The sequence below is a fragment of the Ventrimonas faecis genome (assembly GCF_040096075.1).
Taxonomy (GTDB): Bacteria; Bacillota; Clostridia; order Lachnospirales; family Lachnospiraceae; genus Brotaphodocola; species Brotaphodocola faecis.
This window is the reverse complement of the sequence record NZ_JBBMFJ010000003.1, coordinates 138,856-160,058: the sequence shown is the minus strand read 5'-3', so window position 1 is coordinate 160,058 and position 21,203 is coordinate 138,856. Positions and strand designations below refer to the sequence as shown.

Sequence of the window (21,203 nt, the reverse complement as noted above, 5' to 3'; positions counted from 1 at the left end):
CATTTGTCTGGCTCTAATGCACTTTCCATGACTTGGGGATGAACAGCTCCTCAAATTTATCGATGGAGTAGCTGTCACTCATGCCTGCAATATAATCGCAGACGACCCGTTCCTTCGGTTCTCCCCGTTTCCGGATCATAAGCAGATACTCTTCCGGGAGTTCTGCCGTGTGCTCCAGATAGTACTGATATAAAAATACCAGAAGCTGCTGGGCTCTTCCCTCTTCTGCTTTTGGTACCTTGTTCTCATAAACATTCTCAAACATCCAGCCGCGAAGCCCCTGCATGGCCTCCTCAATATGGGGAGACATGATAATTTCCGGCCGGTCCATGCTCTGCAGGATAATGTCATGGATCAGCAGATCCAGGCGTTCCCGCACGCTGTGCCCCAGCACATCCGTGTACTTTGCCGGAAGCTGCTCCTCCGTAAATATTTTCGCCCGGATGGCATCGTCGATATCGTGGTTGATGTAGGCAATCTTATCTGACAGGCGCACCACACAGCCTTCCAGTGTGGATGGGTGCCCGCTGGTGCGATGGTTCATAATGCCATCCCGGACCTCCCAGGTCAGATTTAAGCCCTTTCCGTCCTTTTCCAGTACTTCTACCACACGGACGCTCTGTTTATAATGGGCAAAGCCATAAGGGCAGAGTTCATTCAGGATCCGCTCTCCGGAATGTCCGAAGGGCGTATGGCCCAGATCGTGCCCCAGCGCAATGGCCTCAGTCAGGTCCTCATTCAGCCGCAGCGCCCGGGATATGGTACGGGCAATCTGGGCTACCTCCAGCGTATGGGTCAGGCGGGTACGGTAATGATCTCCCTCCGGAGCCAGAAACACCTGGGTTTTGTGTTTGAGTCTTCGAAAAGACTTGCAGTGCAGAATGCGGTCACGGTCACGCTGGTATGCTGTTCGGATGTCACAAGGTATTTCTCCGCGTTCACGGCCTTTTGTGTTCCTGCTCAAAGAAGCATAGGGACTTAGGTAATCTGCCTCCCATGCTTCCCGCATCTCCCTGATATTCATAAACACTTGCCCCCTTTCCGGCTCATTGCTTCGCATAATTATAATAAGTATATCATAATTTCTGAAATTTTTATACTATTTTCCGGTTTTGGGTATACGAAAAAAGCGAAGAACTTTCGCTCTCCGCTTTCGCTGATGCAGAAGATGGGAGTCGAACCCACAAGGTATTGCTACCACACGGACCTGAACCGTGCGCGTCTGCCAATTCCGCCACTTCTGCGAACCGTTAACTCAGTGACTTACTCACCGAACCAACACGTACATTATATCCAACTCATTTCAATTTGTCAACTGTTTTTTAATTTTTTTAAAAATTTATGTTTCCGTGAAAACATATGAAATAATGTCAATTAGAGTTTCCCAATTGCCCGGCTTCATCTGCTTCTTCGCCGGGAAATCAAAAAAGCGAAGAACTTTCGCTCTCCGCTTTCGCTGATGCAGAAGATGGGAGTCGAACCCACAAGGTATTGCTACCACACGGACCTGAACCGTGCGCGTCTGCCAATTCCGCCACTTCTGCAAAACTCCCCGAGTAGGACTTGAACCTACGACAGCGCGGTTAACAGCCGCGTGCTCTACCGACTGAGCTATCGAGGAATGTTCCCGTATCTTCTGAGAAGATACTGCGGGAGATGGGACTTGAACCCACACGACATAACTGCCACTAGATCCTTAGTCTAGCCTGTCTGCCAATTCCAGCACTCCCGCGAACGTCTAATAATATACCACAGTTTCCCGGTTCTGGCAAGTACTTTTTTCAGTTTTTTCTTTTGTGTTTTCTTTTGGGATTTTCAGTTGTTTTCCAGGTTGCTTTTCATACTCTCTTTTTTCTTCAATCTGGCACATCTTTTTCAAATTTTGTCAATTTTCTTTTGCGCATTTTGTAGCTTTTTTCACAAATCTTGATATAATCAACCTATAAGAAGTCTAACAGACAAAGGGGCAATCCATATGAAAAAGAAATCCGAAACACCTCTTCAGGGTTATCTCTCCAGCATCGTTGCCTTTATCATCGCAACCGCACTGGGTATCGTTGTGTTTTCCGTTGTCTCACAGCGTGCTGTAGATAAACTGGCCCAGACAAAACTGACTTTGAATGTCACCAGGCAGAGTTCCCATTTCGAAGATATCCTGGACGTCAACTACCAGTTTCTGGACGGTGTTGCCGCGCAGATCGGTTCCGACGGCATCCTCATCTCCGAAAAGAACCGGAACATGCTGTCCGCCATCAAGTCCACGACCTCCATCGATCATGTATCGCTCATCGAACCGGACGGTACAGCCCATTATGAAACCGGAGAAGTGAAAGATGTCTCCCACCGTAAATACTTTCAGGAGGGCATCTCCGGCCACCACATTCTGAGCGATCCGGTCCAGAGCAGTCTTGACCACGAAACCCGTGTTATCCTCGGCGTTCCGGTCAGCCACAACGGCAATATCATCGGTCTTCTCGGTGCTTCCTACAACGTCACCGCGCTGAATCACCTGATGTTTGATGACTTATTCGATGGCAAGGGTTTTTGTATCATCATCAATGAAAATGGAGATATCATCTCGCTGGATGGTAATTCCACGTGCCAGAAGATTACCTACGATGACAACTTTTTCGATTTTTACAGCCAGTGGAGCATCTGCGGAAAAGATTCCCTTCAGGCCATCCGCGATGCCTTTCAGACCCAGTCTGACGGTCTGGTCAAGCTGCTTTCCCCCGAAGATCCGGATTCCAGCCGATACATTGCATACTCTCCGCTCCATCTGAATAACTGGATGATGTGCTATGTAGTTCCAGTATCCGTCGCAAATGCCAGCTATGCCTTTGTCCGGAACTACGAACTGGCCCTGAACGCGTATTTCATGATCCTGGTCATCCTGCTGATCTGGCGCGTCGCCATGATCCACACCAGAGACCGCCGAGAGCTGGTTCACTCTGCCCAGATTGATGGCCTGACCGCCGTATATAATAAGGAACATACGCAGCCAGCCATCGATCATTTCCTGCAGATGAGCCACCCGGATACGCTTCACGCCTTTCTGATCCTGGATATCGACAAATTCAAGGATGTGAATGATACCTACGGACATGCTGTTGGCGACAAAGTCCTGCAGCGAGTGGGCGAATTTTTAAAGAGCCAGTTCCGGGACGGAGATATCATCGGCCGTATCGGCGGCGATGAATTCGTGGTTCTCATGAAGCAGGTCTCCTCCAAAGAAGCTGCTCTGGCCCGGGTACAGAATATGGTGGAGCGCATCCGCTCCATCAAACACGCGGAAATGGATGGAAAGCCCATCACCTTCAGCGTCGGCGTGGCCTTCAGCCCGGAGCAGGGCATCCGGTTCGATGACCTGTACCGCAACGCGGATAAGGCGCTGTACCAGACAAAGCGCGGCGGACGCAACAACTTTTCCGTTTACGAAAAGGCTTAAAACGTAACTGTTCAGTACCTTCACAGTCACGAGCAAAAATCCATTGAAAATTGCCTGCGGCAATGGGATTTTTGCTTGCCAGCTCATGTTTTCTTACGGTCAGCGCAGCAAGTGCGCAGACCTATTGAACAGTTACCTTAAAACTTAATATTTGGCTATGATCAGAGTGTCGCCTTCCTGAATCCGGGTATCCCCCGCGGGAATGAGGGTTTCCTCTCCCCTTCTCACAGATACCACCAGGGTTCCTTTGGAAAGCGGCACTTCTTTCAATGTCTTCCCGGTCCACTTATCACCTTTGACGGCGGTTTTCTCCCGCAGGATCAGGTTTTCTCCTTCCGTAAACTCCGGGGCAGCAAGGATCAGCAGGTCACCAGCCAGAAGCAGCGTATCTCCGTTTGGGATACGCTTTTCTTCGCCCCGGAGGATCATCACAATCAGCATTTCCGGAGGCAGGCTGATGTCCCGCACTTTTTTGTTGCAGAACAGGTGCCCTTCCTGAATATGAGTTTTGACAAAATGAATGCTGCTCTCTTCCTCATAGTCATTGAAAGTCCGACGCACATCCATGTTCCGGTCTATCATGTGAAGTTTTTCAGACACCAGCGGCAGAAAGGTTCCCTGTACCGCGATAGAAAGAAGCACCACGCAGAATACCAGGTTGTAAAGGTTATAGCGCATCGGCACCTCGCTCAAAACGGCCATAATCGCGAATACAATGGATGCCGCGCCGCGCAGACCTGCCCAGGATACCACGCCAACCTGGCGAAGATGGGAGCGGAACGGCAATAGAATTGCCGCAACAGCCGCCGGTCTGGCAACCACCGTCAGAAACAGCGTGATCAGCGCCGCCGGGAACAGTACAGCCGGAAGTTCACTGTGGATTGCCAGAAGACCCAGAAGAAAGAAGATCATCATCTGGGCAATGCCGGTGACGGTATCAAACACATGCATCAGGTTCCGCTTTTCCGGGATCCGGGAATTTCCCATGATAATGCCGCACAGGTAGACAGCCAGGTAGCCGTTGCCGCCAATTACCTGCGGCAGAGCGTAGCTGACCAGCATGGCTGCCACCGCAAAGATGGTATTGCCCTCCGCAATCTGGAAGGAAAACCGGTCCATACACCAGACAGCCAGACGGCCCGCAGCCGCTCCGCATAAAAGTCCAAACCCAATCTGCTGTGCCAGCATCAGCGGCAGGGGAACTTCCTTTCCGCTCATCATGGCCAGAAACACCACCGTAAGCATATAGGACACCGGATCATTGGAACCGGATTCCAGCTCCAGAAGCGATGCCGTGTGATATTTTAAGTCCAGCTTCTTGGTACGCAGGATATTGAACACCGATGCCGCGTCCGTAGAAGCCATGACCGAACCCACCAGAAAACTCTCCAGCCAGGGCAGATGCAGGGCCAGATGTACAAACACGCCCACAAATCCGGTGGTCAGCGCCACACCCAGCGTGGATAACAGCAGCGCCTTTGCCGCTACACTCTTCGCTTCTTTCACATTGGTTCCAAATCCGCCGTAAAAAATGATAAAGATCAGGCTGACAGAACAGATGGTTTCCGTCACTCCATAATCATCAAAAACGATCCGGAAGATTCCATCTTCCCCAAACAGCATGCCCAGCCCGATAAAGATTAAGAGGGACGGCACAGCAAGCCTGGAAGTCACGCGTCCCATCAGGACGCAGATCATAATCACAACACCAACAAGCAGGATAATCTGGTTCAAAGATCCACTCCTTTCTCCCCTTTAGAACAACAAAACCCGTCCGGTTTTCTCTCAAAAACCAGACGGGTTCACGGCAGAATCAGCTCTGCCACTATGTTAAATTTTTGTTCAGATTATTCTGAATTAAGCTAATTTAGCTTTTGCCAGCTCAGCCAGTTTTGCAAAGCCCTCAGCATCGTTGATAGCCATGTCAGACAGAACTTTACGGTTCATCTCAACACCAGCCAGCTTTAAGCCATACATAAACTTGCTGTAGGACAGACCGTTGATACGAGCTGCTGCGTTGATACGAGCGATCCACAGCTGACGGAACTGTCTCTTTCTCTGCTTGCGGCCTGCGTAGGAGCTGGTCAGAGCTCTCATTACAGACTGCTTTGCTACTCTATACTGTTTAGAACGTGCTCCTCTGTAGCCTTTAGCCATCTTCAGCACTCTATTGTGTTTCTTCTTTGCGTTCATACCGCCTTTAATTCTTGCCATCGGTTTTTCCTCCTTCTTAATCTAATCAGTCTATTACAGATATGGTAAAATCTTCTTCATTACCTTTGCGTTGGTGGAATCGGTAACGATATCTTTTCTAAGATTTCTCTTTCTCTTGGTAGACTTCTTAGTTAAGATGTGAGATTTGTATGCTTTATTTCTTACCAGCTTACCGGTACCGGTCTTTTTGAAACGTTTTGCAGCTGCTCTGCTTGTTTTTAATTTAGGCATTATAACTTCCTCCTTAATCTTTCTCTTTGCTTTTACTTCTTGGCAGTCAAAAACATAACCATGCTTCTTCCTTCCACTTTGGAAGGCTTGTCAATGGTGGCAATGTCCTTTAAGCTCTCCGCAAAGTCATCCAGGATGTACTTGGACTTGGACATATGTGCCATCTCACGACCACGGAAACGTAAGGTAACTTTGACTTTGTCGCCCTTTTCCAGGAACTTTCGTGCTGCGCCCGTTTTTGTGTTTAAGTCGTTGGTGTCAATGTTCGGAGACAACCGCACTTCTTTAACCTCGATTACCTTCTGTTTTTTTCTAGCTTCTTTTTCTTTTCTTGCCAGCTCGTAACGATATTTACCGTAATCGATAATCTTACAAACCGGTGGCTTTGCCGTCGGAGCAATCTTTACGAGATCCAGTTCTGCGTCCTGAGCCAGTTTGTAGGCTTCCTTCGCAGACATGATTCCCAGCTGCTCGCCGTCTTCACCAATCAATCGAACTTCTTTGTCTCTGATCTGTTCGTTAATCATTAACTCGCTAATAGTCGTGCACCCCCATCATAGAATTCTGCATGTCTGTTTTCTCTGCATAAAAAAAGTAGATAGAATATTCTACCCACCCTCAAAAGCATCGCATAGGACGTTGTTGCCGCCGCATATACGTATTCTTTGCTATAAACCAGGGTCACTTACTCGTGCCGAGGTGAGGTGGATACCTACTTTCCTGCGTTGTTCTCACAACTTTTATTACTATACTATGAATCCCCGGAAAAGTCAAGCACTTTTCCGGGGATTTTTCACATTTTTTCTTCCAGAGCCGCACGCTGAAATCTCAGACCGAATATTCATTGCACGCAGCATTTTGTCTGCTTTTTCAGGACAGCTGGAATGTGGTGCACAGAGTCTGCTCTGCCCTGCTTGCTCCGTCTCCGGCAATGCCAATCTTTGCAGCCGCGCAGTGGCGGTTGTCATTGTAAATGCACTGGACTGCCTCACAGTCTACGGAAAGGCTGCTCTCCGGTGTCTTAAACACATTTTTGAACAGGCCGCCCTTGTTCTCGTCGAAGCTTCCGCAGCAGGTCTGCTCTTTCTCCTTCGCGTCATGGCCATCCACCATAATGGACTGTTTGCAGCAGCAGTTATCAGCATTGTGAAGACAGTTTGTTACGTTGCACTCTAATTTCGTCATGGAACCCATACCTCCTGTTTGTTATTGTTTTCATTCCACAGGATTAGTATGGGTTCCTTTTCAAAAATCTATGCGCAAAACTTATTTCTGCTCTGCTTTTACCTCAACGGCACGTGCTTCTCTGGAAGCAATTTCCTTTTTGATGCTCTCGATGAAGCTGTCTAAGGATGCCTGGCCCTCGTCGCCCTTGAAACGGCTGCGGACAGATACCACGCCCTCTTCCTCTTCCTTCTGGCCTACTACCAGCATGTACGGAATCTTGTTCTTCTGAGCCTCGCGGATCTTGTATCCGATCTTCTCAGAACGGGTATCTACCTCTGTGCGGATGTTCTCTGCATCCAGGGCAGCTTTTACTTTCTCAGCGTAATCCATGTACTTGTCGGAGATCGGAAGTACCTTTACCTGTACCGGAGCCAGCCAGGTCGGGAATGCGCCTGCGAAATGCTCGATCAGGATACCGATGAAACGCTCGATGGAGCCGAAGGCAACACGATGGATCATGATCGGACGATGCTTCTCGCCGTCTGCGCCGATGTACTCCAGCTCAAAACGCTGCGGAAGCTGGAAGTCAAGCTGGATGGTACCACACTGCCAGGTTCTTCCGATGGCATCTACCAGATGGAAGTCGATCTTCGGGCCGTAGAATGCGCCGTCTCCCTCGTTTACAACATAGTCCAGACCCATCTCGTCCAGAGCGCTTCTTAAACCGTCGGTAGCCATCTCCCAGTCTTCATCACTTCCCATGCTGTCTTCCGGACGGGTGGAAAGCTCTACATGATATTTGAAACCGAACAGCTTGTAAACGCTGTCGATCAGCTGTGCAACGCCCTTTATCTCATCTTTGATCTGTTCCGGAGTCATGAAGATGTGTGCATCATCCTGGGTGAAGCAGCGTACACGCATAAGGCCGTGCAGCTGGCCGGATTTCTCATGACGGTGAACGATACCAAGCTCACCCATGCGCAGCGGCAGGTCACGGTAGGAACGCGGCTCGGAAGCATAAACCAGAACGCCGCCCGGGCAGTTCATCGGTTTGATTGCGTAATCCTGATCATCGATCACGGTGGTGTACATGTTGTCTTTGTAATGATCCCAGTGACCAGAGGTCTCCCACAGGCTTCTGTTTAAGATGATCGGAGTAGAAATCTCTACATAGCCTGCTTTTTTATGGATCTCTCTCCAGTACTCTAACAGGGTGTTCTTCAGAACCATGCCCTTCGGCAGGAAGAACGGGAAGCCCGGGCCAGCCTCGTGCATCATGAACAGGCCAAGCTCTTTGCCCAGTTTTCTGTGGTCACGCTTCTTTGCCTCTTCCATCATGGTAACGTAAGCTTCCAGCTCCTCTTTCTTTGCGAAAGCTGTTGCGTAGATACGGGTCAGCATCTTGTTGTGCTCGTTGCCTCTCCAGTATGCGCCTGCGATGCTGGTCAGCTTGTAAGCCTTGCCAACTTCCTTGGTGTTCATTAAGTGCGGGCCTGCGCAGAGATCGGTAAATTCACCCTGCTTGTAGAAGCTGATCTCCTCACCTTCCGGAAGGTCTTCAATGAGCTCTACCTTGTACGGCTCCTCTTTCTCTTTCATGAAAGCCAGTGCCTCTTCTCTCGGAAGGGTGAAGCGCTCTAACGGAAGTGCCTCTTTGATGATCTTCTTCATCTCAGCCTCGATCTTCTCCAGATCATCTGCGGTGATCGGGGTCTCGAAGTCGATATCGTAGTAGAATCCGTCTGCGATGGACGGGCCGATTGCCAGCTTTGCGCTCGGGTACAGTCTCTTGATCGCCTGTGCCATAACATGACTTGCGGTGTGGCGCAGTGCTGCCAGGCCTGCCTCATCCTTTACAGTCAGGATGTTTAACTCACAGTCCTTGTCCAGTACAGTACGCAGGTCTTCTACCTGTCCGTCTACTTCACCGACACAGGCTACGCGTGCCAGTCCTTCGCTGATGTCGCGGGCAATGTCAATAATGGACATAGCCTTGGCATACTCTTTTTTGCTTCCATCTTTTAATGTGATGATCATGCCTTTTTCCTCCTGGTATTCTTGATTAAAATGATGATACAAGGGACGATAAGGATTTAATGAAATAAAAAGTCCCCTGCCTGATGTGCTTTGCACACCGGACAAGGGACGACAATTCTTTTATCGCGGTTCCACCCTGTTTGCCGCCTGATTTCTCAGACAGCCACTTCATTCTGATGGTAACGGAATCACCGGATCCGATTAAGGACCACTCCGAGCTGGTTTTCCTGCCGGCTTCCTCATAAGATGCTCACACCAGATGCACCTCTCTCTGAATGGCTCTGCCAGAGTACTCTTCTCATCAACGTGTTGACATATGAAAAATTCTCTCATATCTGTCACTGATTATAGCACGGAGAACAGATATGTCAAGCACTAAAACTCTGATTCCATTCTAATTCATGCTTGCATTTAAGGCGCGCATGGCTCCCATGCAGCTCAGTTCATTTCCGTCTATGTCGCGGAGCTGTCCGTCCTGGACGAAATTGTATACATGGATATTGTCCAGATAGACATCTCCATCGGCTTCAAAGCTAACTTCATAAAAACCTTTCCGGCCCAGATTTAAATCGTACTGCTTCGGTCCGTTTACCTCCACTGTCCGGATCATGGAACCGAGTTTTACAGTCAGTGTTGCCGGCTCGTCGCTGTCCGCGGTAAAACGCACATGCCCATCGTGGGTCGTGCGGCCCCCAATGCGGTGTCCCACCTTCTGAGAAAGGGTTCCTCCACTCTGCAGGAAAAGCTGATTGCTGCCGTTTCGATCCATCACGCTGCCCTTTGTTACATTCCAGCCCCTGGTTCCCAGCGCAAACTGGTGATTGTACACCGGATTATTGGTGTAATTCCGGTAAGTCCAGACTGCGTAGCCATTGGTGTGTGTGCGCAGCGTATCCGGAATTCCGGTAAGGAACGCGCCCCTGTGGCTTTCCGCCAGTCTCGCATTCTGTTCAAAGCCTTCCGTTGCGTCCATGTAGAGAAGCTGGTCAATGAACACAGGCTTGCCGCCGTTATTTGCCCGGACAAGGGAAAGCTGTTCATTCATGGTTCGGATGGCTTCTTCCGCGGAAAGCACATCACCAAACCCATGTCCCATGGACACGCTGTACATGAGGGAGGTGTACCCTGCGGCCGCGCACGAAAATGTGCCATAATGCGGCGCTCCCACCTGCCCGTTTCCATCCTGTGCGTTAACCGGGTCTACATCCAGACGGACCTCCATGGACAGATTTGGGAATACCTTCTGGGTATCCTCCAGAAGATCATTTAAAAAATCATCATAAAATTCATAAAACAGCTTATAGGCGTAATCTTTTCTGGCCGGAATATAGACATCATCGTAACTGGTAAATTTTTCTTCCGGCTGATAAGCTTCATTGACCTGTTTTAAGGAATAATGCTTTTTCAGCCAGGCCTGATACCCACATTTCTTCGCCGCGATCCAGCTGTTGGCGCCCTTTCCCAGATTGGCTGCGTCTTCTACATAGTTCCAGAAGTCTTCCCAGGTCATGAACCCGCCATGGAAGTTGGAATGTGCCGATGCGGTCCGGTAGATCTGTTTCGCATACGCCAGCCATGCGGCGCGGGTGGAGGAATCTTTTAGCAGATCCCGAAAGCGCCCGGTTGCCACATCATCGTTATAATAGTCCCACACATAGCCAACCCGCAGTTCTACCATGAGGCCATGGGCATTTGCGGCATTCATCACCTTGTCGAGTTTCTGAAACGCGTAACGGTTGTAAGATATCGGAAGCACGCCAGGCTGAAATTCCCGCCACGGAACCACCAGTACAATGCTGTTGAACCCATCTGCCGCGATCTGCGCCAGTTCCTCATCCATATGGTCGCTTTCCGAATTCCAGAAATTGCTCACCCAGGCATCCGACACATAGGTGGCCGCCTTCAGGTAAGAGGATGCCGCCTCACTCCGGATTCCCGATACTGCCATGGATAATGCCACCACTGCTGCCGTGATACCTGCTCCAGCTGCACGGACCAGTTTTTTCATCTTCATATGTAATCCCGCCGTTTTCCCGTTACGTTTCCTGCACCTTCGCGTAACGTTTTTTCTTCTGTTTTGCTGTACCGGATATGATTTTCTGTCTCTTACAATCACGTTATCAGCACAACACACTAAATTTTATTCTATCACAGCTTTCCATGGTCCGTCAATGTACCGCTTTCTCTCACGCCGCGCAGACCGTACCTGATTTTTCTGATGCAATTAATTGGCCGCGTGATTTTCTCCTGTCGCGTAATCAATTTCAACACCAGGCTGTACATTATACACATACACGCAGTATTCCACACCATCTCCCGCGTCTTCCACCGATTCCGCCTCCATCAGCACACCGGAGGCAACCAGATTCTCGCCCTCAAAAACCGGAGTCACCCGGTAGAGTACATGATTTTCCGTTTCTTTTACATAGTCTGCCACCAGGTTTTCAAACGGCAGCATGCCATCTACATTCAGATACCGGGTGCCCGTGATCAGGTTTTTCTCGTTGGCATTCTCTGCCGTCAGCTGATAGCCGATCAGGTGGCAGCGGTTGTACAAATATTTTCCATCCACGAAATCATACTTGGACGCCTGCCAGCCGCTTGGCTTCACCTTGCTGATGGAACCACGCTTTTCTGTCGGCATCAGGTCTGTGCCAACGCTGGAATACGCTGTGCCGCAGCGGCCCAGATCATCCAGGTCACTGTAGTACTCGAAGGATTCCGTGGTCAGATCTGACTCCGTAAAGTAAGGAATATTGCCATTCACTACCGCATACGGTTCCCCGGAGTAGGCGGAGATAGCCGCCAGATCCACATAAACTTCAGCCCCGGCGCCGATTTCCGCGCCGGATGGAACGGTGGCAGAAACGCTGTTATCCCCGGACGGGCCCTGGCCACTACCTGCTGTATCTGACGTTTCGCTGCCCGTTGTTTCTGATGCAGCATCGTCCGGCGCGCTGCTGCCGACAGGTGTCTGCACATTTCCGCCGTCTGCTCCGTTCTGAGAAGTTCCGGCATCCACCGTAGTCTCGTAGGCATCCAGCACTTTATCTGCTGCCTGCTCCAGCCACCCGATATCCTTCTGGCTCACGCCCACCGCAGCCAGGATGATAGCCACCGCAGCAAAAATGGCTGCCCTGCCCTTTTTCCCTGTTTTCGCTTTTTTATAACGCTTCATGCCGCGTTTTGCCTGATTGTATACATTCTTTTTTCTGCTCATGGTGTATTTCTCCTGCTGTCATTTTTTATTCCTATTCATTTTCGCATAAATCAGGGATTTGTCAAGAATGTATGTTCGATTATTTTATAGAATATGCAACACGAAAAAGAAAAGACCGCGTAAATACGCGATCTTTTGAGTGGAGCTGAGGGGAATCGAACCCCTGTCCGAAAACCAATTCCCTGTTCTTCTACTATCATAGTCCGTTATTTGACATTTCCTCTGCCGCACGGGAACAGACACTCTTGCGGTTTCAGTAGCTTCATGATACGCCCATGCACGCAAAGCTTAATGCATGTCGTTTCTCACATAGTCGATGCCAGATTCTTAATGTGTGAGTGCACTAAGGCTGACAGCAGCCATTAGGCTGCGTATGCTAAATTATCTTCAGCGTTTAATTTTAATTTTGCCGTTTGACGCACCGCATGCGGATAGCTTCACCAGCTGCATGATCCCCGTCGAAACCAGTACAACCCCTTACTGGCCCGCCGTGACTCACCGGCGATTCTGAAACACCTGCTGCTTTGTCAGGCCGACACCCAACCGCTTCAGGCTTGTGATATTGTAACACCCGGACGCAGTTTTGTCAACGCAGTCCGGGTGTTTTCAACTACTGGTTTAAAACCAGATCTTTATTTGATCTTGTGGATCCATCCTTCCGGAGCTTCGATTCTGCCCATCTGGATGCCGGTTAAGGTATCGTACAGCTTCTGGATGGTCGGTCCCATCTTCTCCATGCCGCTCGGGAAGCAGATTTCTTTGCCGTGGTCTACGACTTTGCCTACCGGAGAGATCACTGCTGCGGTTCCGCACAGTCCGCACTCTGCGAAGTCGCCAAGCTCAGACAGTTTTACCGGACGCTGGGTTACCTTCATGCCAAGGTAATGCTCTGCTACGTATACCAGGGAACGTCTGGTGATAGACGGCAGAATGGAATCAGACTTCGGAGTTACTAACTCACCGTCTTTGGTTACGAACAGGAAGTTTGCGCCGCCGGTCTCCTCTACATAGGTTCTGGTTGCCGGATCCAGGAACATGTTCTCATCGAATCCGTTTGCGTGGGCAACCTCATGGGCATGCAGGCTCATTGCGTAGTTTAAGCCAGCTTTTACATGGCCGGTTCCGTGAGGTGCAGCGCGGTCGAAATCGCTGACACAGATGGTGATCGGCTTTGCGCCGCCCTTGAAGTACGGGCCTACCGGAGTTACCAGGATACGGAACTGATACTCGTTAGACGGTTTTACACCGATAACCGGGCCTGAAGCGAACATGTACGGACGGATGTAAAGAGTTGCTCCGCTGCCGTACGGCGGTACCCATGCCTCATTTGCCTTAACAACCTTGTCCAGAGCATCCATAAAACGCTCCTTCGGGAACTGCGGCATCTCCAGTCTTGCGCAGGAGTCCATCATACGCTCTGCGTTTAAGTCCGGGCGGAAGGTTACGATGCTGCCGTCCTCGGTGGTGTATGCCTTTAAACCCTCGAAGCACTCCTGGCAGTACTGCAGGATGCCTGCGCACTCGTTGATGACTACGTTCGGATCCTCGGTGAGGGTACCCTCATCCCACTTTCCGTCTTTATAGTTTGATACATAGCGGTAATCGGTTGTTACATAGCTGAATCCGATATTAGCCCAGTCAAGATTTTTCTTTTCCATTGTCTTATCCTCCATCTCTGGTTTCCCATGGACCCCGATGCGGTATCCTGATGCATTTGCCGTTTTGTCATCCGCGGGAAGATTTAATCATTTGATTAATGAACATTATAGCCCCGGCTGTTCTGAAAATCAATGGTTGATTTTCATTTTCCCTATACATGTGCTTCATAACAGATATAACCCGGTTTCATAATGCCATTCCATTTCATAACTTTATCTTAACTTCTGCTTGTAATCCCGCTCCACCTCGCGGCGCTGGTCCTTCTTAGCAATATCATCGCGCTTGTCGTAGAGCTTCTTGCCTCGTGCCAGGCCAATCTCTACTTTTACCAGACTGCCCTTAAAATACACCTGCAGCGGCACCAGAGTCAGGCCCTTCTCGCGGATCTTTCCCTCCAGCTTGTTGATCTCGCTGCGGTGCATAAGAAGCTTTCTCGCCCGGAGTGGGTCTTTGTTGAAGATGTTGCCCTTTTCATACGGATTGATGTGCATGCCATAGATGTAGACCTCATTCTTGTCGATCCGCACAAAGGCCTCTTTCACGCTGCACTTGCCCATACGGATGGATTTGACCTCGGTTCCGAACAGTTCAATGCCGCACTCAAATTTTTCGTCAATAAAATAGTCATGGTAGGCTTTCTTGTTGTTGGCCACCAGTTTGATTGCTTCTTTCAAAACAAACCCTCCTGTCTTTTCCCCGGTTTCCAGACTGTCACTTCCGGAATTCTGTGCCATGCCTCAGCACGCCGTTTCGGACTTCCGTAAATCACGACAGCCTATGCTTCCTCCTCCGGAAGCTCCAGATTCTTTGCCGGGATAAAATCGATTGTCTTGGTAAGCCGGTCAGTGCCGGTTACCACCACCTGGATCTTCTGTCCAAGCTTGTAGGTTTTTCCACTCATCTCGCCCTTAAGTTCCATGCGTTCTTCATTGAACACATAGTAGTCACCGTGCAGCTCGTTGACATGCACCAGACCCTCCACCGTATTTGGAAGCTCCACATAGAAGCCCCAGTTGGTCACGCCGGAGATGACGCCGTCAAAGATCTCGCCAATGCGCTTTGACATGTACTCACACTTCTTGAGCTTGATGGTCTCGCGCTCGGCTTCCTCCGCGCGCCGCTCCGTGGCCGAACACTGGATGGTCACGCCGGTCAGGATCTTATCGTAATGGGCAATGCGCTTCTCGCTTAAGCCGCCCCGCAGATTTTCCTTGATGATGCGGTGAATCTGCAGGTCCGGGTAACGGCGGATCGGGGAGGTGAAATGGGTGTAATACTTCGCTGCCAGGCCAAAATGTCCGCTACAGACCGGCATATATTTTGCCTGCTTCATGGAGCGTAAGGTCAGGCGGCTGATGAGCGCCTCCTCTTCCGTTCCCTCAATCTTTTTGAGCAGCTTCTGCAGCTCCTTCGGATGCACCTCACCGTCGTGGGTGCGGATGGTGTATCCGAAATTGTTGATGAACACGCCCAGGCGCTTCATCTTCTCCGGGTCCGGATTGTCGTGGGTACGGTACACAAACGGAATATCCTGCCAGAAATAATCCTCCGCGATAGTCTCATTGGCCATCAGCATAAAGTCCTCAATGATTTTTGTGGCCGCATTGCGCTCATAGGGCTTGATGTCCACCGGGCGCCCCTTCTCATCCAGGATGATCTTGGACTCCGGGAAATCAAAGTCGATGGAGCCGCGCTGACGCCGCTTCTCCCGCAGAATGTCCGCCAGTTCTTTCATGAGATCAAACATCTCCACAAAATCAGCGTACTCTTCCATGGTCTTCCCGTCACGGTCCGTCACAATGGCATTCACTGCCGTGTAGGTCATGCGGCGGTCTACCCGGATCACGGTCTCAGCAATCTCATGGCCCAGCACACGGCCCTGGGGATCAATCTCCATGATGCAGCTAAGTGCCAGACGGTCCGTGCCCGCATTCAGGGAGCAGATGCCGTTGGAGAGCTTGTGAGGCAGCATCGGGATGACCCGGTCTACCAGATACACGCTGGTGCCGCGGTTTAAGGCTTCCTCATCCAGCGGGCTGCCCTCGGTCACATAATGGCTGACATCCGCAATGTGAACCCCCAGCTTGTAACCGTAGCTTTCCCGGCTGATGGTGATGGCATCGTCCAGATCCTTGGCATCTTCCCCATCGATGGTAACGGTCTGCCAGTCGCGGATATCTTTCCGGCCTGCCATATCTTCCTTTGCCACCTCGTCCGGAATGCGGCTCACCTGCTTCATAACCTCCGGCGGATATTCATCCGGGATGCCATAAGCCTTCACGATGGATAAAATATCGGTTCCCGGGTCATTCACATGACCAATGATCTCGGTGATGACACCTTCCGGATTCTTGTGCTCGCCGCCAAAATCCGTCAGGCGCACTACAACCTTATGGCCGGTCACTGCGCCCATGTCCTTACCCTGAGGAATGAACACATCGGCATTGATCTTCTGGTTATCCGGTACCACAAATCCAAAGTTCTTATTTTTCTGGTAAAAGCCAACGATGGTCTGGTTCGCGCGCTCAATCACCTTGATGACTGCGCCCTCCGGGCGTTTTCCTTTGGAAGCCGGACTCGCCGTAATCTGCACGGTATCCCCGTGCATGGCATCTTTGGTCTTCTCTGCCGGAATGAACACATCCTGGTCCATGCCCTCAACGGTCACAAAACCAAAGCCTTTGGCGTGGCCGCAGAACGTTCCGATCAGGGTAAAGGCCTCCGGCTTTCCGTACTTTCCACGCTTGGAAAGGCCCACTTTTCCGTCTGCCACCAGGGCATCCAGAACCTCTTTTAATTCGTCCCGCTTCTCCCGCGGAACATCTAACAGCATGGCCAGCTCTTTGATCTTCATGGGAACATAAGTCGGATCGTTGATCAGGGCCAGCATTGCTTCTTTTCTTTCCTTTAATAATTCTTCTGTCATAAATTCTCTTAAAAATCCTCTCTTATACGAAAAGCACCCTTGTTTCCAAGAGTGCTTTATCTTACGCTTACACTAAGTTTAATACGATTGCCAGTACCATGAATGCTACTGCTGCAAATGTCGTGAACTTTTCCAGGGTACCCTCCATGGAACGTCCTTTATTCTTTCCCCAGTAGGTCTCTGCCATACCGCCGATAGCGCCAAGGCCCTGGGACTTGCCCTCCTGAAGTAATACGATCACGGTCAAAGCCAGACATATAAGAACGAAGATCACGGATAAAATCGTTTTCAGCATTGAAATGCACCTCCTAATAGTCAAACACTGACATTTTAGCATAGCCCGGCCGAAAATACAAGCCTTTTATTCCCGACGGTCTGCCGGAAGCCGGATATTGGCAGGTTATCGCACATTTTTAGCTTCTCAGCTCGATTCCGTAGGTCTTTCCAAGCTGTTTGAGGATTTTCTTGACGTATCCGTCTACGGTATCCGCGCCAAATGCCTCCTCCTTCGGAGTGAACAGAACCGTAAATGCCATGGACTTCTTGTTGGATAAGATCTGTTTTCCCTCGTATACATCGAACAGGGTTACATCCTTGACAAAGCTGCATGCTTCGCGGATGCAGTCCTCTACCTGACCGCAAGTAACATCTTTGTCCATAACCAGTGCCAGGTCACGCTTCTCCTCTGCAAACTTCGGAAGCGGCTCGAATACCGGAGCCTTGCCATACCATTTCTCCAGAGCCTTCATGCTGATTTCCAGAACATAGGCATCCTCACGCATGGCCTCGTCCTTCATGATCTCATATTTTACTTTGCCAAGGTAACCGATTTCCTCGCCCTCGCAGAAGATAGCTGCAGTCTGATACGGATGCAGGAACGGTTTTTCTGCCTTCTCATAGGTGAAGGAAACGTGCAGAACATCTGCAACGGTCTCAGCCATGCCCTTTAATGTGAAGAAGGACTCATTCTTGCCGAATACACCGATGCAAAGAGTCTCACGCTCGTCCGGATACTCGGTAAGCGGCAGGGACTTCGGAATAAATGCGTTTCCGATCTCGAAGATGCGGCCCTCGAAAATGCCTCTCTTCTGGTTGCGGCCCATGGCGTGGATCATCTGCGGAGCCAGGGTGGTTCTCATCAGGGACAGATCCTCGTTGATCGGGTTCATGATGCGGATAGCCTTACGCTCCATGGCATCCTCCGCAAAGCCCATCTGGTCTAAATCAGACGGGGAGAAGAAGGAATAATGGATTCCCTCAAATGCGCCTACGCTGCACAGGGCTCTCTTTACCTTCAGGATGGTCTTCTGACGCAGGTTGCTTCCGCCAATGGTTACCTTTGCGGTCGGAAGGAAGGTGGATTTAATGTGCTCATAACCGTACATACGAATGACTTCCTCTGCCACATCCGGGTAATCCTCCATATCCTCACGGTAAGCCGGGAAGTGCATGGTCAGCTCGTCACCGTTGATTTCCGGCTGGAAGTTTAATCCGGTCAGGATGCGTAAGATATCCTCATCCGGAACGGTAATGCCCAGAACGCCGTTGACTTTCTTAATGCTGGTCTTGAAGGTAACCGGCTCTAAGGAATTTCCGGTGTTGACATTCTTGTGGGTTTTGGAAACCTTACCAGCGCCCAGCTCCTCTACCAGATGCAGGGCACGCTTCATGGCCATCTCGGTTGCGTACTCATCGACACCCTTGGAGTATCTCTGGCTTGCGTCGGAGGACTGGCCCAGGGCGCGGGAGCTTCTGCGGATGTTGTCACGTGCAAACTTTGCGGACTCAAACATAACCTCAGTGGTGGTGTCGCGGATCTCGGAATTTAAGCCGCCCATGATACCAGCTAAAGCAACCGGCTTCTTGCCATCGCAGATAACCAGGTTGTTCGGATTTAAGGTGAACTCTTTCTCATCCAGGGTTACAATCTTCTCACCCTCGTTTGCGCGTCTTACCTGAATGGCATTTCCCTCCAGGAAGTCACAGTCAAATGCGTGGAGCGGCTGGCCCAGCTCACGCATGATGTAGTTGGTGATATCCACGATGTTGGAGATGGAGTTGTTGCCAACTAAAGCCAGGCGTCTTCTCATCCATGCCGGGGACTGACCCAGCTTCACATCGTATACATAGTGGGCAATGTAGCGCGGGCACAGATCCTGTGCATCTACGGTTACTTCAAAACCCTCTTTCTCCACCTCGGTCTCGGTGTAGTCCAGAGCCGGAGTTTTGAGCGGCTGGCCCAGTGCTGCTGCCACCTCTCTTGCCAGACCAAAGATGCTCTGGCAGTCCGGGCGGTTTGCGGTGATGGAAACATCGAAGATCCAGTCATTTAAACCGGTAAGTTCTTTGACATCGGCACCGATCTCGGCATCCTCCGGCAGTACTAAAAGTCCGTTGTAGCCGGCACCCGGATACAGGTCTTCGTTTAAGCCCAGCTCAGTTCCGGAGCAGAGCATACCGTGAGACTCATAGCCTCTTAATTTGCCTTTTTTGATGGTGGCCACGCCCTCGATGGTTACGTGGTCTTTTGCGGTTGCGTATACCTGTGCGCCAACCATGGCTACCGGGTACTTGCCGCCTGCCTTGACGTTATCAGCGCCGCAGCAGATCTGTAACAGCTCCGGGCCGCCTACGTTGACCTGGCACACATGAAGATGGGTCTCCGGGATCGGCTCGCAGGACTCCACGCAACCAACCACGATCCCGCTGATGTCCTTACCCACCTGCCATTTTTCTTCTACTTCAAATCCGCAGTCGAAGAGTTTAGTCTCCAGTTCATCTGCGGAAACATTAATATCTACATAGTCGTTTAACCAGCTTAATGGTACAAGCATTTCTAATCCTCCTGTCCTGATCAGTCATCGATCTGATCTAACACGCGCAGATCAGACTCAAAAAGCATCTTGATGTTGTTGATGCCGTATTTCAGCATTGCGATACGCTCCAGACCAAGGCCGAAAGCAAATCCGCTGTATTTTTCGGAATCGATGCCGCAGTTCTCCAGCACCTTCTTGTTTACCACGCCTGCGCCCAGAACCTCGATCCAGCCGGTGCCCTTGCACAGTCTGCAGCCCTTGCCGCCGCACTGGAAGCAGCTGACATCAACCTCAACCGACGGCTCCGTGAACGGGAAGTAGGACGGACGAAGTCTGGTTCTGGTGGACTCACCGAAGATTCTCTGAACGAACATATCCAGCATGCCCTTTAAGTCGCAGAGGGTGATGCCCTCATCTACCACCAGGCCCTCCATCTGGCTGAACATCGGGGAGTGGGTTGCATCATCATCGGAACGGAATACCTTACCCGGGGAAACAACCTTGATCGGCGGCTTCTTGGATTCCATAACATGAACCTGACCAGCGGAAGTCTGGGTACGCAGTAAGAACTCCGGAGACAGGTAGAAGGTATCCTGCATGTCGCGGGCCGGATGGTCCTGCGGGGTGTTCAGTGCGGTGAAGTTGTAGTAATCGGTCTCGATCTCGGTACCCTCGTACACTTCAAATCCCATGGAGGCGAAAATGTCAGTAAGCTGGTTGCGTACGGTGGTTACCGGATGCAGATTGCCGTAGCGAATCTTGACCGGCGGCATGGAAATATCGATCTTCTCGGATTCGTAGCGCTGCTGCTGCTCTTTCTCTTTTAATTTCTGGTCCAGCTCATCGAAGAACTGGTTTGCCCACTCTTTTGCGCCGTTGATGGTCTTACCAAACTCTGCCTTCTGGTCATTTGCCACATTGCGCATTTCCTTCATCAGCAGACCAATGCGGCCCTGCTTGTTGTCCAGAAAGGTCTTCTTAAACTCGTAGACACTTCTGGAAGTAGTCAGAGCATCTGCGCCCTGACGGATCTCTTCTTTGATCGCAGTGATCACTTCATTCAGCTCTTTTAAATCCTGCATGATTTTTCTCCTTTATTAAATATGAAACCTTTGATTTGCAATCCGCACATGTGGGTGAAGGCAATAAAAAAGTCCCTTCACGCCAATGCGCAAAGGGACGATAATATACCGCGGTACCACCCAGCTTCCTGCGAATAAAACGATTCACAGACACTTTCCGGTATGTAACGTACACCAGACGGCAATGCCTACTCCGCCAGCGTTTCTGGCATTCAGCAATGCAGCTCCCGTGGGAAATTCGGATATCTGCCTGAACGGAAAGAGGCTCACAGCCGCCGACCTCTTCTCTCTGACCGGAAACAGTATCTTAAAAACACGATCTTAGCTTTTCTTTTCATAAATTGTGATTGCAGGTATGTCTGCCCGAAACGGACAGTCATAATCTAATGAACATTCTAGTCAG

General features: G+C 50.5%; 15 protein-coding genes, 4 tRNA genes, 1 other RNA gene and 1 pseudogene. 1 reads left to right on the top strand and 20 read right to left on the bottom strand.

The features are described 5' to 3' along the window. Nucleotides 1-13: 13 nt before the first annotated feature. The 5 genes from WMO41_RS02935 to WMO41_RS02915 form a co-directional block, all read right to left on the bottom strand. The gene (locus tag WMO41_RS02935; RefSeq protein ID WP_349228489.1) at nucleotides 14-1,024 is read right to left on the bottom strand and encodes a deoxyguanosinetriphosphate triphosphohydrolase; all 1,011 of its coding nucleotides are present in this window, start codon (nucleotides 1,022-1,024) and stop codon (nucleotides 14-16) included. Nucleotides 1,025-1,160: 136 nt separating this feature from the next. Beyond that, a tRNA-Leu gene (locus tag WMO41_RS02930) sits at nucleotides 1,161-1,244 on the bottom strand. Nucleotides 1,245-1,460: 216 nt separating this feature from the next. Beyond that, nucleotides 1,461-1,544, bottom strand: a tRNA-Leu gene (locus tag WMO41_RS02925). A 4-nt stretch (nucleotides 1,545-1,548) separates the two neighbouring features. Further along, nucleotides 1,549-1,621, bottom strand: a tRNA-Asn gene (locus tag WMO41_RS02920). Nucleotides 1,622-1,648: 27 nt separating this feature from the next. Next, nucleotides 1,649-1,732 (bottom strand) — tRNA-Leu (locus WMO41_RS02915). A gap of 243 nt (nucleotides 1,733-1,975) precedes the next feature. Between WMO41_RS02915 and WMO41_RS02910 the strand changes: the two genes are divergently transcribed. Then, the gene (locus WMO41_RS02910) at nucleotides 1,976-3,448 is read left to right on the top strand and encodes a sensor domain-containing diguanylate cyclase (RefSeq protein ID WP_349228488.1); all 1,473 of its coding nucleotides are present in this window, start codon (nucleotides 1,976-1,978) and stop codon (nucleotides 3,446-3,448) included. A 144-nt stretch (nucleotides 3,449-3,592) separates the two neighbouring features. Here the strand turns inward: WMO41_RS02910 and WMO41_RS02905 are convergent, their stop codons facing one another. The 15 genes and pseudogenes from WMO41_RS02905 to pheS form a co-directional block, all read right to left on the bottom strand. Beyond that, entirely contained in the window at nucleotides 3,593-5,182 is a 1,590-nt protein-coding gene (locus tag WMO41_RS02905) for a potassium/proton antiporter (RefSeq protein ID WP_349228487.1), read from the bottom strand. A gap of 123 nt (nucleotides 5,183-5,305) precedes the next feature. Then, nucleotides 5,306-5,662, bottom strand: coding sequence for a 50S ribosomal protein L20 (gene rplT, locus WMO41_RS02900; RefSeq protein WP_118529968.1), 357 nt, complete (start codon nucleotides 5,660-5,662; stop codon nucleotides 5,306-5,308). 33 nt (nucleotides 5,663-5,695) lie between these two features. Next, nucleotides 5,696-5,893, bottom strand: a complete 198-nt coding sequence (rpmI, locus tag WMO41_RS02895) for a 50S ribosomal protein L35 (RefSeq protein ID WP_118543375.1) — start codon at nucleotides 5,891-5,893, stop codon at nucleotides 5,696-5,698. Nucleotides 5,894-5,925: 32 nt separating this feature from the next. After that, nucleotides 5,926-6,420: a translation initiation factor IF-3 gene (infC, locus tag WMO41_RS02890; protein WP_118529966.1), complete on the bottom strand. Its 495-nt coding sequence runs from the start codon at nucleotides 6,418-6,420 to the stop codon at nucleotides 5,926-5,928. Nucleotides 6,421-6,763: 343 nt separating this feature from the next. Continuing rightward, entirely contained in the window at nucleotides 6,764-7,078 is a 315-nt protein-coding gene (locus WMO41_RS02885) for a DUF1540 domain-containing protein (RefSeq protein WP_349228486.1), read from the bottom strand. Between the two features lie 81 nt (nucleotides 7,079-7,159). Beyond that, complete coding sequence (thrS, locus tag WMO41_RS02880; RefSeq protein WP_349228485.1) at nucleotides 7,160-9,097, bottom strand: threonine--tRNA ligase; 1,938 nt, start codon at nucleotides 9,095-9,097, stop codon at nucleotides 7,160-7,162. Nucleotides 9,098-9,491: 394 nt separating this feature from the next. Then, nucleotides 9,492-11,111, bottom strand: a complete 1,620-nt coding sequence (locus WMO41_RS02875; RefSeq protein ID WP_349228484.1) for a glycoside hydrolase family protein — start codon at nucleotides 11,109-11,111, stop codon at nucleotides 9,492-9,494. Between the two features lie 219 nt (nucleotides 11,112-11,330). After that, nucleotides 11,331-12,077: pseudogene (locus WMO41_RS02870) on the bottom strand (DNA/RNA non-specific endonuclease); the annotation flags it as partial. A gap of 377 nt (nucleotides 12,078-12,454) precedes the next feature. Then, nucleotides 12,455-12,794: a transfer-messenger RNA gene (ssrA, locus tag WMO41_RS02865) on the bottom strand. Nucleotides 12,795-12,949: 155 nt separating this feature from the next. Next, complete coding sequence (locus WMO41_RS02860; RefSeq protein WP_349228483.1) at nucleotides 12,950-13,990, bottom strand: branched-chain amino acid aminotransferase; 1,041 nt, start codon at nucleotides 13,988-13,990, stop codon at nucleotides 12,950-12,952. A 198-nt stretch (nucleotides 13,991-14,188) separates the two neighbouring features. Next, nucleotides 14,189-14,650 carry an SsrA-binding protein SmpB gene (smpB, locus tag WMO41_RS02855; protein WP_279220943.1) on the bottom strand — a complete coding sequence of 154 codons (462 nt, stop codon included), beginning with the start codon at nucleotides 14,648-14,650 and terminating at the stop codon, nucleotides 14,189-14,191. 101 nt (nucleotides 14,651-14,751) lie between these two features. Then, nucleotides 14,752-16,902, bottom strand: coding sequence for a ribonuclease R (gene rnr / locus WMO41_RS02850; RefSeq protein ID WP_349228481.1), 2,151 nt, complete (start codon nucleotides 16,900-16,902; stop codon nucleotides 14,752-14,754). Nucleotides 16,903-16,969: 67 nt separating this feature from the next. Continuing rightward, the gene (gene secG / locus WMO41_RS02845) at nucleotides 16,970-17,197 is read right to left on the bottom strand and encodes a preprotein translocase subunit SecG (RefSeq protein WP_118529954.1); all 228 of its coding nucleotides are present in this window, start codon (nucleotides 17,195-17,197) and stop codon (nucleotides 16,970-16,972) included. A 118-nt stretch (nucleotides 17,198-17,315) separates the two neighbouring features. Further along, nucleotides 17,316-19,736, bottom strand: a complete 2,421-nt coding sequence (pheT, locus tag WMO41_RS02840) for a phenylalanine--tRNA ligase subunit beta (RefSeq protein WP_349228480.1) — start codon at nucleotides 19,734-19,736, stop codon at nucleotides 17,316-17,318. A gap of 20 nt (nucleotides 19,737-19,756) precedes the next feature. Then, nucleotides 19,757-20,800, bottom strand: coding sequence for a phenylalanine--tRNA ligase subunit alpha (gene pheS / locus WMO41_RS02835; RefSeq protein WP_349228479.1), 1,044 nt, complete (start codon nucleotides 20,798-20,800; stop codon nucleotides 19,757-19,759). Nucleotides 20,801-21,203 lie beyond the last annotated feature (403 nt).